Raw genomic sequence first — 14438 nt, 5'->3', positions numbered from 1 at the left:
CTAATTATGCTTTTGGAATTGCCCCTATTTGTTGAAGCAAGCCAAGCATATCGGGTTGACCATACTCTTCAATAATTTGGCCATTAGAGATCCGATAAAAATTCATTGCATTTACTTCGATTTTTTTGCTCGTTGGTGGAAACCCGAGAAACTCTCCGTCTTGTGTGCCCTTCATGACAAAATGAGCTGCTACTAGATCCTCTTCTGCTACCAGCTCCTTAACAGTCCATTGTATATCGGAAAAACCAGATCTCATCATATGAATTATGGAGAGATAACCACTTGGACCATTCATTGGTTCTTTTTGCATAGGTACATAAAAAACAGCATCTGGAGCAATCAATTCTTCAGCAAGTTCCTTGCTTGCCGTATTAATGAAGTTCGTGAAACGATACATCAATTGTTTGTTTTCTGTAATCGTCATATTTAAACCCCTTTCTATTTTCGTGAGCATATGCCTTCATTAAAATTTTATCTCTACTTTAGATAATTGGTAAGTAGGCACCTTAATGTTGCATAGGCACCTTTTTGTAACTAGTATTTTATCTTTAGGTTGCAGAGCCAATAAACTGATCTCTAAATGCTGTCTCCAAGAATTCAAGAACGTTAACATATGATTCAAAAAATAGTCACTCAGTTGCATAAACTCTCTTGCAAGCTCCCTCCTCTCTTCATTCATTCTCATTTGATTTTTCATCGACAGAATTATAATATAAGCAATGTATTGTTTTGAAAGTAGGCACCTTTTTGTTATATAGGAACCTAATAGTAACTATTGGAGGTGATAATGTAGTGATTTCAAAAAAAGAGTTGCCGTTGTGTCCCGTCGCAACGACAGTTGGATTGATAGGTAACAAGTGGAAGTTATTGGTTATGAGGGATCTTTTGAAGGGAACTCATCGATTCGGAGAACTTCGTAAAAGTATCCCGGAGATCAGTCAAAAGGTTCTCACTGAAAATTTACGTTCAATGGAAGAGGACGGAATTGTCATTCGTACTGTTTTTGCAGAAGTCCCTCCGAGAGTCGAATACAGCTTAAGTGATTTAGGAAATTCACTGAAGCCAATTATATTCTCTATGGAAACATGGGGGCTCGGGTACCAGAAACTCAATGATGAACTTCCAAACGATATTCATCAGAGTGAATGATGTCAAATTGTTACTCCACGGTCATTTCAAAATAGAATGAATCCCTCTACATCTTCAAGTTAAATCAATGGAGGACTCATACGTCCTCCATTGACTCGTATGAGAGAGTTGATCTTCGAACACCAGTTTCTGCAATATTTCTATTGCATGAAGAAAAAACGGGCAAGATCCTCATTAAATGAATGGCTATTTAAAATCAAAATGGATATGCACTGTTTTTGGATACATGAATAATTTCAGATGGAAACCTTGCCTTAAAATATTTTTCGACTTTCAGATGAATTCTTTTCTCGTACCATTTCTCCCAGCCGTTCGCCTCAAATAATTGTGGCATCCCTAACCGCTTAGATCTCATCCCCATTTGACCATCACCAATCAATAGCGTATCAATCCAAATTCGATCAGTTATGCCTTGTAACATGTTAGCGAAATTAGGTGAAAAAGGTAGCACAGGGGAAATAGATACTTGTGTATGTATCCCTGCATCATTTATCTTTTTCAAGGCTTTAACTCGTAAATCTATTCCAGGAGCATAGGGCGAAAAAATTCGTTTCACGTCTTCGCGATCTGTCTCGATTGTCATTGAAACCATAATTCTACATTTTTCCTTTAATTTCAGCAGTATATCAAGGTCTCTGGCAACCAGCGGGCTTCTAGTTTGAATTTGAAGTGAATCTGGTGGGTTTTTATCCATTTCTTCCAATAGGCTTCTTGTAATGTTTGCCCTCTGCTCTACAGGTTGATAAGGATCTGTGGCTGATGACATGAATATACTTATGGGTTTATTTTTACGTCTTAGAAGAGAGACTTCCCTTAGATAGTTTTCTGCTGCATTTTTCTTAACATCCACCCACGATCCCCAAGGAATATCCTTAAACTTTTGAATAGGCATTTCTCTGACGTAACAGTATTCGCAAGCAAATGCACAACCCGTATAGGGATTTAGTGAATGAGTAAAACCAATATCTAGATAACCTTTTACTTCACTTAATATTTTCTTAGACACAATGTCTTTGATTTCAATTGGCATGACGCTACCATCCCCTCAATTACTTTTATGCCCACTTCTCCTCTTGCGTTTTATCTTAAAATTTCTCATGCTACTTGAAATGACGACTTGAAAATTACGTCCCACAAGCGAACCGGGAAATTGGGCATCCTACTGATTTCTCGACTGTCTTAAACCTGCTGCTATTCCTCCTCCTTCGTGGCTTTTCTTTTGAATGTCCTTACTGAATACAGGGGCAGATTTATAATAATGAAGTTTTTTATCTTTGACATCCAAACATAGTTTACTCTGCCTCTTTATTTATCTTTTTTGTGATTCCCGGTTTACCGAAAGATCTGCTCGTATTTGTTGCCGCACCCATAAGTTAGACTCTTATTTTCTATGTTCATTTGAGCAAATCAGTAATATCAACGTTCATATGTTCGGTAAGCATTAAGGTTACATCCACTTTCACTTTGCTCCATAATAATGTCATTTTATGAATGTAACCTCTCACCGAATAATCTACCGTTAAACTCAGCTCAGATCTCACTTCATCTATGATTTTAATATGATGTTCCTTTAGCCTTTGTTTTGATTTGTACATTTCTAAAGCAATTTTCTTTTGGGTACCGTCCAGGTAGTCAACATACACAGATTTCATTTTGAAGTTTGAAGCGTATATTTTATGTTTATCTACCTCCAGAGCACCTAAAAGATAAGGGAGCTCTACCACCCTCTTCACGAGTGAAAGTTCCTCGAAAGTCTGTCGCACTTTACACGCCTCCTTCTTCAAGTTTTACAGCGACCAATTGATCAAAATCGACCCATTCAAATCCATTCTCCATTTCAATTTTGATTTTCTTTCCAAAGGTACTGACTGAAGTGACGATCCCGTGTATATCCCGATTGCCTGACTCAGTAAATATTTCAAAGGTGGCTTGCAATGTATAATTGAGCGACATATCTATATTTTGTGTAATAATCTCCCACTCATCTTCATGGATCAGCGGTTTCGTTAGATAATGAACTTGAGTACGATGCTGTATAATTCGTTCTTTATGTTGAGGAAGCATCATGCGGCTCGATTCCCATAATCCATTGGCCTCCAGTTTTTTGCTCATTTATAATGCCCCCCAATTTTAGATGCTCGATCGATCGCTTGACCCGCAGCCGTAATGGAGCTCGCTCGTAGAATGGCAATGTCGCCAAATCGATCCTTAATGTCGTCCATCACCTGATCAATGGCCCGTTTCTGCTCTTGATCATCAAAAAAAGATAGTTGATATGTATCCGCTTTGGATAATTGAGACAGGGATACGCCTACACGGCGCACAGGTTGCCCATCCCAGTGTTGATGAAATATGCGTTTGGCTATCTTGCATACATCAACGGTTATGTTTGTAGGATCAGACAGTTTAACCTGCCTGTGAAAACCAGTGGGGTGGTCAAAATCCGCTCCAGATACACTTACGGATACTACACTACTCATCAGTCCCTTTTTGCGGGCTCTTCTGCATACTTCTGTGCAGATATCGAGAATAACCACTTCGATCTCCCAAGCCTCTGTGAAATCTCTAGGCAGGGTCATTCCGTTTCCGATATCCTTTTGTGTACTGTGCGTGTTGACGGTTACCGGTGAATTGTCAATTCCATTTGCGACTCGCCAGATGACTTCTCCATTAACCCCCCACTTACTTCTTAGTTTGGAAAGAGGCGTATTAGCCAGGTCTCTAATGGTTCGGATGCCCATCTTCCACAGATGTTTTTCCATTCTTGAGCCGATCCCCCACATATCGCGGATGGGCTTATCTCCAATATGGAGGTGTAACTCCTCTTTTTTTAAGTGGAAAATACCCCCCTCTGCTTTTTTAGCGATCATATCGCAGCATAATTTACTGATGATTTTGTTTTCACCAATGCCAGCACTCGCGTAAACGCCTGTTTCATTATAGATTTTGTCTTGAATTTGCTTGGCCAAATCAACTGGATCATTACCGAATAGATGCATAGACCCTGTAAAATCAGCGAATAATTCGTCTATACTGTACGGTTCGACCAGATCGGTGAACTCTTCAATAATGGACATGATTTGAGTGGATACTTCGATATATTCTTGCATGTGTGGTCTCACAATGATCAGTTCAGGGCACTTCTGAAGAGACTGCCAGAGTGGTTCCGCGGTAGACACACCCTTCGCTTTGGCTAGTGGACAAGCGGCAAGGATAATTCCAGAGCGTCTTGCGGGGTCTCCCGCAACAGCTAATGGTCTATTTTTGTATTGAGGCATTTTTGCCTTTTCGACTGAAGCATAAAAGCTCTGCATATCAATGAGCATAATGGTTCGTTGCTTAGTCAACACTGAAATCACTCCTGTACTTTTAAGAACGTATGTTTGTATACATTATAGACCGAACACATGTTCTTTATGCAAGAGGTAAATATTTATATTTAGATTTTGAAAACCCTAGGACACCATAATGAACTGTAGACTGGATATTGTCAGCCACTTTAGCCATCCCAATAATTAATTCTTAGTTTTATTATTGATGCACAAAAAACCAAGTACTTGTCTCACAAAGTGATAAGTACTTGGTCTATTTGATGGAATTTAAAGATTGGATCATCTTTCGTTCGAGTGCAAATTATATTTCCAAATCCAATCTTTCCCCGTTGGATTCAATCACCTTTTTATACCAGTGGAAACTGTCCTTTTTACTTCTTTTCAGGGTACCTCCGCCCTCGTTATTCTTATCTACATAAATGAATCCGTAGCGTTTCTCCATTTCGCCAGTTGAGGCACTAACGATGTCGATGCAACCCCAAGCCGTGTAGCCGATAAGATTAACGCCATCGAGGATAGCTTCTCTCATTTGTTCGATATGATCTCGCAGGAAATTGATTCTATACGTATCATGGATAGAGCCATCCTCTTCGATGATATCAACCGCTCCCAGACCATTTTCAACGATCATTACAGGGATTCTATACCGATCGTACACATGATTGAGTACGTAACGAAGTCCAACTGGATCGATTTGCCATCCCCAATCATTTGCCTTCAAATAAGGATTTTTGAATCCACCAAAGACATTCCCCTGGGTCTCATCACCTTCTGGGCGGGTACCCACTACATGAGACTTGTAGTAGCTGAAGCTATAGAAATCAACACAGCCTTGTTTTAGCACTTCTACGTCTTCTTCTGCCATCTCAATCTGAATATTGTTCTCATTAAAATATCTCTTGGCAAAGTCAGGGTATTCCCCTCTAACTTGCACGTCGCTGCTCAGCATATTGTTAATCTGATCCATTCTCAGAGCCTTCAACATATCTTCCGGTTTACATGTACTTCCGTAACCATGACTATAATTAATCATACAACCGATTTGGAACGCCGGATTAATTTCATGAGCAAGCTTGACTGCTTTTGCACTTGCTATAAATTGATGATGTAAAGCCTGGAATCTTAATTGCGTACTATCCACAACCGTATTGTTAAATACACCACTATCATCAACTAATAATGCCCCTGCTATATATGCACCTGCTGGAACAATTAAACTATTGATCTCATTAAATGTAATCCAGTACTTCACGACATCCTTGTAACGGGTGAAAATGGTCTCACAATACCGTACGTAGCAGTCGATCATCTCTCTGGAAGCCCAGGCATTGAATTTCTCTGTTAGCGCAAACGGAGCTTCGTAATGTGAGATCGTAACGATAGGTTCAATATTATACTTTTTCAGTTCACTGAACACCTTGTCGTAAAATTGAAGTCCTGCTTCATTTGGCGTTACATCGTCCCCGTTGGGGAATATTCTGGACCAAGCAATGGACATTCTGAAGCATCGAAATCCCATCTCTGCAAACAGACGGATATCTTCTTTGTAATGATGGTAAAAGTCTACTGCCTCATGGGAAGGATAGTTTACGCCCTCCTCAATGTGTTTGGTGATCCGTCTTGGAGTAGTATGCGTTCCACCCGTCATCATATCTGCTGTACTTGCCTTTTTACCATCAATGTTCCAGGCACCCTCGTATTGATTCGCCGCTGTTGCGCCGCCCCACATAAAAGAGTCTGGGAATACGGTTGTGTTCTTCATTGGAAATTCCTCCTTATATGATCTTAATTAGTTTTTCCCCGATCGTAATCGATGGTTTGTCTATACCAATTACATCTGTAAAGTCATCTGAATTCGTAACAATAATAGGTGTAGTCAGATCATAACCTTTGGCGGCTATTGCATCTGTATCGAATTCAATAAGTAAATCCCCAGCTTTTACTTCATCACCTTCTTGTACATGCACCTTGAAATGTTCACCTTTCAGCTTCACCGTGTTCATGCCGATATGAACGAGGAGTTCAGCGCCATTATTCGAGCTAATACCGATTGCGTGGAAGGTAGGGAATACCGCGGATATGACACCATCGGCTGGTGAAACAAGCTTTCCAATTGTAGGTTCAATGGCGATCCCTTTTCCCATAGCTCCAGTTGCAAAGGCTTCGTCCTTTATTGTTGATAACTCTAGAACTCGACCAGTCATTGGTGCTATGAGCACATGTTCAGAAACACTAACAACAGGCACACGGTTTGTTGAAGATGAATTGGCTGGTGTTTGTTGATCCTCTCCATCCTCAGGCACATCTTCAAATCCTAAAATAAGCGTCATCAAGAAGGTAACAACAAAGCCAATGACCAGACCAATTGCTGCATGGATTAGGTTCCATGGATTATCTGTGATAAATGCTGGTAACGTAGCCAAGCCGGCAATGCCTAGAGCAGATCGGGCTACTCCGAACAAGCCAACGTATATTCCGCCTACAATACCACCAATGACAACAGCGATCAGTGGTTTTTTCAACCGTAGATTTACACCAAACAATGCAGGTTCGCTAATTCCTAACAGCGCAGTTACGCTGGTAGAGTAAGCAACTTGTTTAAACGCTTTATTTTTGGTTCTTAATGCGACCGCGAGCGCAGCTGCACCTTGAGCAATATTGTGTACGAGCATACCTGGGCCAACAATGCCATCTGTTTTTGTTTGTGCATAAGCAGTGAGGACAACAGGTCCCAAACTATAGTGCATCCCAGTCAGAATCAGGAATGGGAATGCCCCGCCGATAATACCAGACACTAACCATCCTGCGTGTGTATTGACATAGGATACAGCAGAAGCAAGATAGTTACCGGCAATTGCACCCAATGGTCCTAGAATAATTAATGTTAGAGGCGCCATAACAAGGATTACAACTAAAGGTTTCAAAATGGATTTGATCACGGAAGGAGAATACTTTTCAGCAAATCGTTCCACATATGACAGGATCCATACGGCTAGAATAATTGGAATAACGGAAGAAGAATACGTCGCTTGTGTGACAGGCAGACCAAAGAACGTAACAGGCTCACCTGCAGACATTAACGCCGAAAAGCTAGGATGTAACAAGATACCCGCAATGGTTAAAGCAAAGCCCACATTAGCTTTAAGTTTAACAGCAGCACTCCAGGCGAGTAGCATTGGCAAGAAGTAATAAGCCGCATCCCCGACGAAAGTCATAATCGTATTAAATTGACCGTCAAGGTCAACGAGATCAAAGGTTTTCAAAATAAGAAGAACTGCCTTAATCATGGCACAACCGATCATCGCCGGTAGGATGGGTGTAAAGATTCCGGAAATCGTGTCCAGAACAGTGGAGACTTTTCCTTTTTTCACAGTTGGAGCATCATTCTTGCTTGTAAAGTTCCCTAGTTGCGCAAGGGCTTTATAGACGTTGTTGACCTCATTACCGATAATGACCTGATACTGACCTCCACTACTGGCAACGCCCACAACTCCTTGTAAGTTTTTCAGTGCTTCGTTGTTTGCAATCGACTCGTCTTTTAAGTTAAAGCGCAGCCTGGTAGCACAGTGTGTAACACTTTCAATGTTTTTTTCACCACCAACAAGTTTTAGAATGTCGGTAGCCGTTTGTTCATGTTTCATTTTTGTTCCCCCTTCAATGTATTATTCTACAAAAAAAGACCTAGAGTTCTATCGAATATAGATATGCTCTATACACGATGGAACTCTAGGTCTTGCCTGCATCACCAGTAACAATCCTAGTATAGTCATTATGGAGCGATGATGGGTCAATCCCTTTCTTCATCAGTCACCCTTTTGATATGAACAGTTAAATACACCAATTCGTCTTCGGTTAATTCTTTCCCATAGTCTACCCGAATCAACTGCGCAATTCTTAGACTACATTGGTACTCTAGCTTATATTTTTCTTTAATAATATTGAGGAAATCGTTATCATTACTTTTCATCACCGTATTGTTAAACAGACGATAGGCAAAAAACTTTAGATGCGTGATCAGTCTGGAGTAGTGAAGGGAGCTTTCGTTAAAGTGAATTTTGAACTGATAACGAATAATATTTAAGACCTTTTGAATCAATTGTGTCATCTTCATGGTATCTTCCATTTCAGATCCTAGTTCTGCATTGACGATATGAAGCGCAATAAAGCCGGCCTCATCTTCAGGCAACGTAATGTTGAATTCTTGATTAATCATATCCAAAGCCTTCAAAGCCACTCGATACTCATTGGCGTAGAATGCTTTAATTTCAGACAATAACGCATTGTTGAAGTTCATTCCCTGTTTATAGCGTGATACGGCGAAGTTAATATGGTCTGTTAGCGTCAAATATATATTTTCATTCAGCTCTTTATCCAAGGACTGCTTGGCATATTGAATAATACTATCGGACACACGGATGTACTCCATTGGAATCTGCGCGAGCAGGGCATATAATTTGCCAGTTACATTTTTGGACTTCAGAAAAAATTCTTTCTCAATCTTCTCTGTGTCCACATCGTCGCCCTTTTTCTTCTGAAAACCAATGCCACTTCCTAGAAGCATCATCTCCTGGCGTCTTTCATTTACAGCGCAGACGACATTATTATTAATAATTCGCGTGATTTTCATACGAATCTCCTTTTAAAATGAAACGTTAACAGAATTTAGCAAATAAAAAAGACCATTAATAGTGCACACATGGTAATTATACTCTACATGTTTGCATATTAATCGGTCTTGCCTGCTGATCAGTAACAATCCTGATTATATTCATTATTTACTTGTACGATTATCTTAGTGGAAGGCGTTAAATTTGTCAATATGGTCATTTAAGTACTGATGGGGCATTTGCCTGAATACAACAAGAGGATATCTCCCCTATCCTAGCTTACTTAATTAACTTATTTACAGTGATCATCAGTTCATCCAAAACTTTGTGATCGCCTTCTGAAATGCGTTCAATGACACAGCTTTTCATATGATGTTCCAAAAGCTGCTTTCCTACGCCATTCAACGCGGATTGAATGGAGGCAATTTGGTGCAACACGTCATCACAATACGTATCCTTCTCAATCATTCCTTTTACTCCACGCACTTGCCCTTCAATCCGATTCAACCGGCTAATTAATTTTCGCTTCGTACTCTCCGAATGATGGCTTTTCCGCTCGTTTGAAGATGTATGGTCACATGAGGCGTCCTCAAGTATCGTATCATCCATGTAGATCAACTCCTTTATTACACATTACCATCCCCCCCTACCCTATGTAAAGGGAGCAAGAAGTATCATGGTACGTGCTAAGAGAACGGCTTGTCATCAACCAAGATTGAATCGGTTGGGCAACCATCTACTGCATCTTGTAAGCATATTATACCCTCCACTCCTACAACGATATATCAGTCAAAGGTATATTTTTATTAAGAATAACCCCAGTCGGAAGTTGACCGGGGTCCTAACAGTTATTTAACTAACTCGCTGATTTCAGTGAGATTTTCGGCAAAGCCTACAAAGACCTTATCTCCAATGACAATGGTTGGAACAACCTGTTTGCCAGTCAACTTCCAGACTTCCTCAGCGTACTTGGCATCTTCCTCACAATTGTAATCCGTATAGGGAATCTCATACTCTTTAAAGTAACGTTTAGCATAATTGCAATCGCTACAGGTTGGGATTGAATAAATCTGAATGGATTCCGTCATGCCCAATTACTCTCCCTTGTATTTCAATATATATTACGCTCCGATGTTATATCCTTTTTTACGGATCGTTTCTTCAATTTCAGCGATTTGAACTTTAGATTCGTCAAATCGAAGTTCCACTGTTCCTTGTTCAAAATTAACGTGGCCTTCAGCGCCAAGAGCGCTAATTGCACCTTCAATTTTAGATACACAAGAACGGCAAGACATACCTTGAATTTTTACAGTTGCTTCTTTCACTGTTTTCACCCCCTTTCAAGCGTCATAGACTTCAAGTTTTCCAGTGTCATTCGATTAACGAATTTGCTGAACTTTTCTTTGCCTTTTGCATGCATCTTATAATAATCAATAATTGCGGTAACGAAAGGAATAAGCTGATCCTCCATTAATCCGGAGTGTAGAAGCTTGGCGAAGGAGGGTTTAAGCCCCTTCGACTCGCCACCAACATAAACATCGAACTTATCGCGCATCTTTACGATCCCAATATCCTTAATCAACGGTTCACTAGTGCCTAAGGCGCATCCAGCATATCCAATCTTGAGTGGTGTAGGCGTCTCGATACCGGAAATGGCCTGATTTAAATTTTTGGCTGTTTCCATGCCTGCTTCTTCTGCACCTCTACAAAAGTTGCAAGCGATCAGACTTTTGGTTACAAATCCTGCAGGGTTTATTTCAAGACCGTGATCCTCAAGTTTATTTTTGATCTGCTCTCGTTGTTCAATCGATACTTCTGCGTAGAGTTGCTTAAAGGGTGTCATCTCCACTTTTGAGTCTGGACCAATAATCTCGCCAATTTTAACTAGTTGCTCCGGAGTGAATAAGCTTCCACCAAGTTGGATTGCTGGACTAATCGCTATTTTAATTTGATCTCCCATGCTCATACCTCTCTACTCACTTTATATCTACTACAAAAGGTACTGTAAAGACTTCCCCATCATGCTGGAATTGGCCCCAAATTTTATAGATTCCGCTATGCGGGAAGAAGGTCATAAACTCCGCTTTTGGACCTGTTACCTTTTCCTCTGTTGGATGAACATGCAGATATTGCTCTGCATCCTCAGAAAGGATAACAACATGACCTACAGCACCGAGGTATTGTTCCAGATTATTGATCCCTTCGTCCGTTTTCGCATCCATGATATTAAAGGTCAGATTTACGTCTTCGTTGGTCTTTTTGGTACTCAATGAAAGTTCGATTTTTTTACCATCCACTTCTTTTATAAGGTTGGAATCCGCTTGAACAGGCTCTTGGGTTTTTTCTGGACCCCCAACGTTCACCCATTCACTGGGTGTAGTACTCGCTCCACCTTTTGGAACAAAGTCGGCAAGAATTTTGTATTCTCCACCAGCTGGAAATGAAGTTTCAATCACAAACTTTCCATCGCTTTTAAAATCTGGATGAATGTGATTAAAGTAAGAAAGATCTTTACTCACCACGATAAGGTGCATTCGTTTTTCGTGACCCATTTCAAATTCATTAACCGGATTACCATCGACGTCCGTGATTTGGATTGTCAGATGCGAATTTTCATTGGCCTTCACATCTGATGCAAAGGAGAACGAGGTTTCAAGGGCACTTGCTGTTGAATCAGCATGAGGCCCTGCGTGATCATGACTCGCACCTTCAGTTTCAGAATTCATCTCAGTATGATTCATACCACCATGTCCATCTGTATGTGCACTTTCTTTAGGGGTTCCGCAAGCAGACAACACACCGAAAGCTAAAACACCGGTTAACATTAGCATGATTTTTTTACTCCTCATCATCATTATGTTCGCTCCTATTTAGTACTTTGACTAGTGACGTACTTTTACGCGTTGCAATCGCAGGGCGTTCAGAACGACGGATACCGAACTCAAGGCCATCGCTGCGCCTGCAACCCATGGTGCTAACAGACCGATAGCTGCAATAGGGATGCCTAAAGTGTTGTAACCAAGTGCCCAGAACAAGTTTTGCTTAATGTTGTTCATGGTCTTACGACTCATGTAGATAGCATCAGGAATACTGGATAGATCGCCGCGCATGAGTGTTACATCAGCTGCTTCCATCGCTACATCTGTCCCCGTACCAATCGCCATACCAATATCTGCAGTTGCCAAAGCCGGTGCATCGTTGATACCATCGCCAACCATGGCCACTTTTTTACCTTGAGATTGCAGTTTTTTCACTTCTTCCGCTTTTCCTTCCGGCAAGACCTCTGCACGAACGTGGTCAATACCTACTTGAGCAGCGATGGCTTTTGCCGTCCGTTCATTGTCACCTGTAATCATAATGACCTGAATGCCCATTTCTTTCAGACGGCTCACTGCAGCTTTCGAAGTTTCTTTAATCGTGTCCGCTACAGCGACCATACCTGCATATTGACCATCAATGGCAACCAGCATCGCAGTTTTCCCCGCTTCTTCCAAACGTGACATCGAATGATAAGCTGCTTTTGCATCGATATTATACTTTTCCATCAGTCGACGTGTACCCACGAGTAGTTGTTTACCTTGAACCATTGCCTGGATTCCGAAACCCGGAAATGCTTCAAAGGATTGTGTTCCTGGTAGTTCGATATTTCGTTCCTGGATGCCTACAACGATGGCTTCTGCAAGTGGATGCTCAGAATTTTTCTCTGCAGCTCCAACAAGTTTCAGGAATTCATTTTCATTGCCAAGAGCGACGACGTCAGTCAATTCAGGTTTACCTTTTGTAACAGTACCGGTTTTATCCAGAAGGATCGCATCAATTTTATGCGTCTGCTCCAGATGCTCTCCGCCTTTGAACAACACCCCTAGTTCAGCCGAACGACCAGACCCCGCCATAATGGATGTTGGGGTGGCAAGTCCAAGTGCACAAGGACATGCGATAACAAGAATCGCAATTGCTTTTTCTAACGAACCTGCAAAATCGCCTGGTGTAACCCAGAAGTACCAAACCACGAAAGCAACTATTGCAATTCCTACAACGATCGGGACGAATATGCCCGAGATCACATCGGCTACCCGCTGAATTGGTGCTTTTGATCCCTGAGCTTCTTCAACAACCTTAATAATTTGTGCAAGAGCGGTTTCTTTACCTACTTTCGTTGCTTTGATCCGAAGAATACCGTTTTTATTAATCGTAGCTCCAATCACAGCATCTCCGACTTTTTTCTCTACTGGAAGGCTTTCACCCGTAAGCATGGATTCATCTACAGATGAGATCCCTTCCAGCACCTCTCCGTCTACAGGAACTTTATCTCCTGGGCGAATAAGGACAACATCTCCTACAATGACTTCATCCACTGGAATGGTAAGTTCTTTGCCATCCCGAACCACTAATGCCGTCTTCGCCTGCAGACTCATCAGTGATTTAATTGCCTCTGATGTTCGGCCTTTCGCAAGTGATTCAAACAATTTACCCATAAGAACCAAAGTAATAAGGACCGCACTCGTTTCATAATACAGGGATGGACCATGATGCATCCCGTCAGCCATACTTGACCATTGAATGGTCAAATATAAACTGTAGAAGTACGCTGCAGAGGTGCCAAGTGATACCAACACATCCATATTCGCACTCCCATTCCGGAGAGCCTTATACGCACCCACATAGAACTGTCTACCAATATAAAATTGTACTGGTGTAGCCAGAATTAGTTGGAACCACGGATTCATAAACAATTCCGGTACATAGATCCATGAAGTGAACGAGAAGTGACCTACCATAGTCCACAACAACGGCAAGGAAAGAATTGCCGAAATCAGTAATTTCCGTTTTTGTTTGCTCAGTTCTTTAGCACGATGCTCACTTGCACCACCACTGGAACCGTCTGCTTTGCTGATCGCTGTATAACCGAGTTTTCTTACCTTGTCTTTCATGTCTTCGATGGAAACTTCACCAGGAGAAAATTCAACTCGAGCCGTTTCCATGGCGAAGTTTACTGAAGCGTTAGTCACGCCGGGCAATTTGTTCAGGCCCTTTTCAATTTTGTTCGCACATGCTGCACAGGTCATGCCTTCAAGATTGAATTGCGCAACCTCTGATACGGAACCATATCCAAGTTTTTTGATTTTTTCCTCAAGTTCTTTCATTTCCACTTTCGTGGGATCATACGTTACACTCGCCTTTTCCAAAGCAAAGTTAACATTTGCTGATGTGACCCCGTCCATCTTACCGAGGCCTTTTTCAATTTTGTTTGCACAAGCTGCACAGGTCATACCTGTAATTTGTATACTCGACTGTTTTGTCTGAGCCGCTGCTGTTGCCACAATAACTCACTCCCCTCATCGTCCATTAC

15 protein-coding genes are annotated in these 14438 nt (G+C 41.3%); 1 reads left to right on the top strand and 14 read right to left on the bottom strand.

Annotation, left to right across the window (positions count from 1 at the left end; genetic code table 11):
* Positions 1-4: 4 nt before the first annotated feature.
* Positions 5-424, bottom strand: coding sequence for an ester cyclase (locus MKY01_RS16815; RefSeq protein ID WP_076317746.1), 420 nt, complete (start codon positions 422-424; stop codon positions 5-7).
* Between the two features lie 368 nt (positions 425-792).
* On the opposite strand from MKY01_RS16815, the gene MKY01_RS16810 reads away from it, so the two are divergent.
* Complete coding sequence (locus MKY01_RS16810; protein WP_036613919.1) at positions 793-1149, top strand: helix-turn-helix domain-containing protein; 357 nt, start codon at positions 793-795, stop codon at positions 1147-1149.
* A 196-nt stretch (positions 1150-1345) separates the two neighbouring features.
* Here MKY01_RS16810 and MKY01_RS16805 read toward each other — a convergent pair whose 3' ends face one another.
* The 13 genes from MKY01_RS16805 to MKY01_RS16745 form a co-directional block, all read right to left on the bottom strand.
* Positions 1346-2179, bottom strand: coding sequence for a radical SAM protein (locus MKY01_RS16805; RefSeq protein ID WP_339282708.1), 834 nt, complete (start codon positions 2177-2179; stop codon positions 1346-1348).
* Positions 2180-2543: 364 nt separating this feature from the next.
* The gene (locus tag MKY01_RS16800; RefSeq protein ID WP_091029878.1) at positions 2544-2912 is read right to left on the bottom strand and encodes a hypothetical protein; all 369 of its coding nucleotides are present in this window, start codon (positions 2910-2912) and stop codon (positions 2544-2546) included.
* Between the two features lies 1 nt (position 2913).
* Positions 2914-3261, bottom strand: a complete 348-nt coding sequence (locus MKY01_RS16795) for a YolD-like family protein (protein WP_100527527.1) — start codon at positions 3259-3261, stop codon at positions 2914-2916.
* Entirely contained in the window at positions 3258-4496 is a 1239-nt protein-coding gene (locus MKY01_RS16790; RefSeq protein WP_282322162.1) for a DNA polymerase IV, read from the bottom strand. Before MKY01_RS16790 ends, MKY01_RS16795 begins: the two co-directional genes overlap by 4 nt.
* Before the next feature lie 286 nt (positions 4497-4782).
* Entirely contained in the window at positions 4783-6243 is a 1461-nt protein-coding gene (locus MKY01_RS16785) for a glycoside hydrolase family 1 protein (RefSeq protein WP_253508822.1), read from the bottom strand.
* A gap of 13 nt (positions 6244-6256) precedes the next feature.
* Positions 6257-8122, bottom strand: a complete 1866-nt coding sequence (locus tag MKY01_RS16780) for a beta-glucoside-specific PTS transporter subunit IIABC (RefSeq protein WP_282321242.1) — start codon at positions 8120-8122, stop codon at positions 6257-6259.
* Positions 8123-8268: 146 nt separating this feature from the next.
* Positions 8269-9108 (bottom strand): PRD domain-containing protein, encoded by an 840-nt coding sequence (locus MKY01_RS16775; protein WP_076250546.1) that lies wholly within the window; start codon positions 9106-9108, stop codon positions 8269-8271.
* A 259-nt stretch (positions 9109-9367) separates the two neighbouring features.
* Positions 9368-9697, bottom strand: a complete 330-nt coding sequence (locus MKY01_RS16770) for a metal-sensitive transcriptional regulator (protein ID WP_127549284.1) — start codon at positions 9695-9697, stop codon at positions 9368-9370.
* Positions 9698-9936: 239 nt separating this feature from the next.
* Positions 9937-10176 carry a glutaredoxin family protein gene (locus MKY01_RS16765; RefSeq protein ID WP_339282705.1) on the bottom strand — a complete coding sequence of 80 codons (240 nt, stop codon included), beginning with the start codon at positions 10174-10176 and terminating at the stop codon, positions 9937-9939.
* A 33-nt stretch (positions 10177-10209) separates the two neighbouring features.
* Positions 10210-10413, bottom strand: a complete 204-nt coding sequence (locus MKY01_RS16760) for a heavy metal-associated domain-containing protein (protein ID WP_339282704.1) — start codon at positions 10411-10413, stop codon at positions 10210-10212.
* A gap of 5 nt (positions 10414-10418) precedes the next feature.
* On the bottom strand, positions 10419-11048 hold the full coding sequence (locus MKY01_RS16755) for a nitrite reductase (RefSeq protein ID WP_339282703.1): 630 nt from the start codon (positions 11046-11048) through the stop codon (positions 10419-10421).
* 16 nt (positions 11049-11064) lie between these two features.
* Positions 11065-11943 carry a hypothetical protein gene (locus tag MKY01_RS16750; RefSeq protein WP_339282702.1) on the bottom strand — a complete coding sequence of 293 codons (879 nt, stop codon included), beginning with the start codon at positions 11941-11943 and terminating at the stop codon, positions 11065-11067.
* A gap of 27 nt (positions 11944-11970) precedes the next feature.
* Entirely contained in the window at positions 11971-14409 is a 2439-nt protein-coding gene (locus MKY01_RS16745; RefSeq protein ID WP_339282700.1) for a heavy metal translocating P-type ATPase, read from the bottom strand.
* Positions 14410-14438: the final 29 nt, after the last annotated feature.

The sequence above is a fragment of the Paenibacillus sp. FSL R5-0486 genome (assembly GCF_037975155.1).
Lineage (GTDB): Bacteria > Bacillota > Bacilli > Paenibacillales > Paenibacillaceae > Paenibacillus > Paenibacillus amylolyticus.
This window is presented reverse-complemented; position numbering and strand designations above follow the sequence as displayed.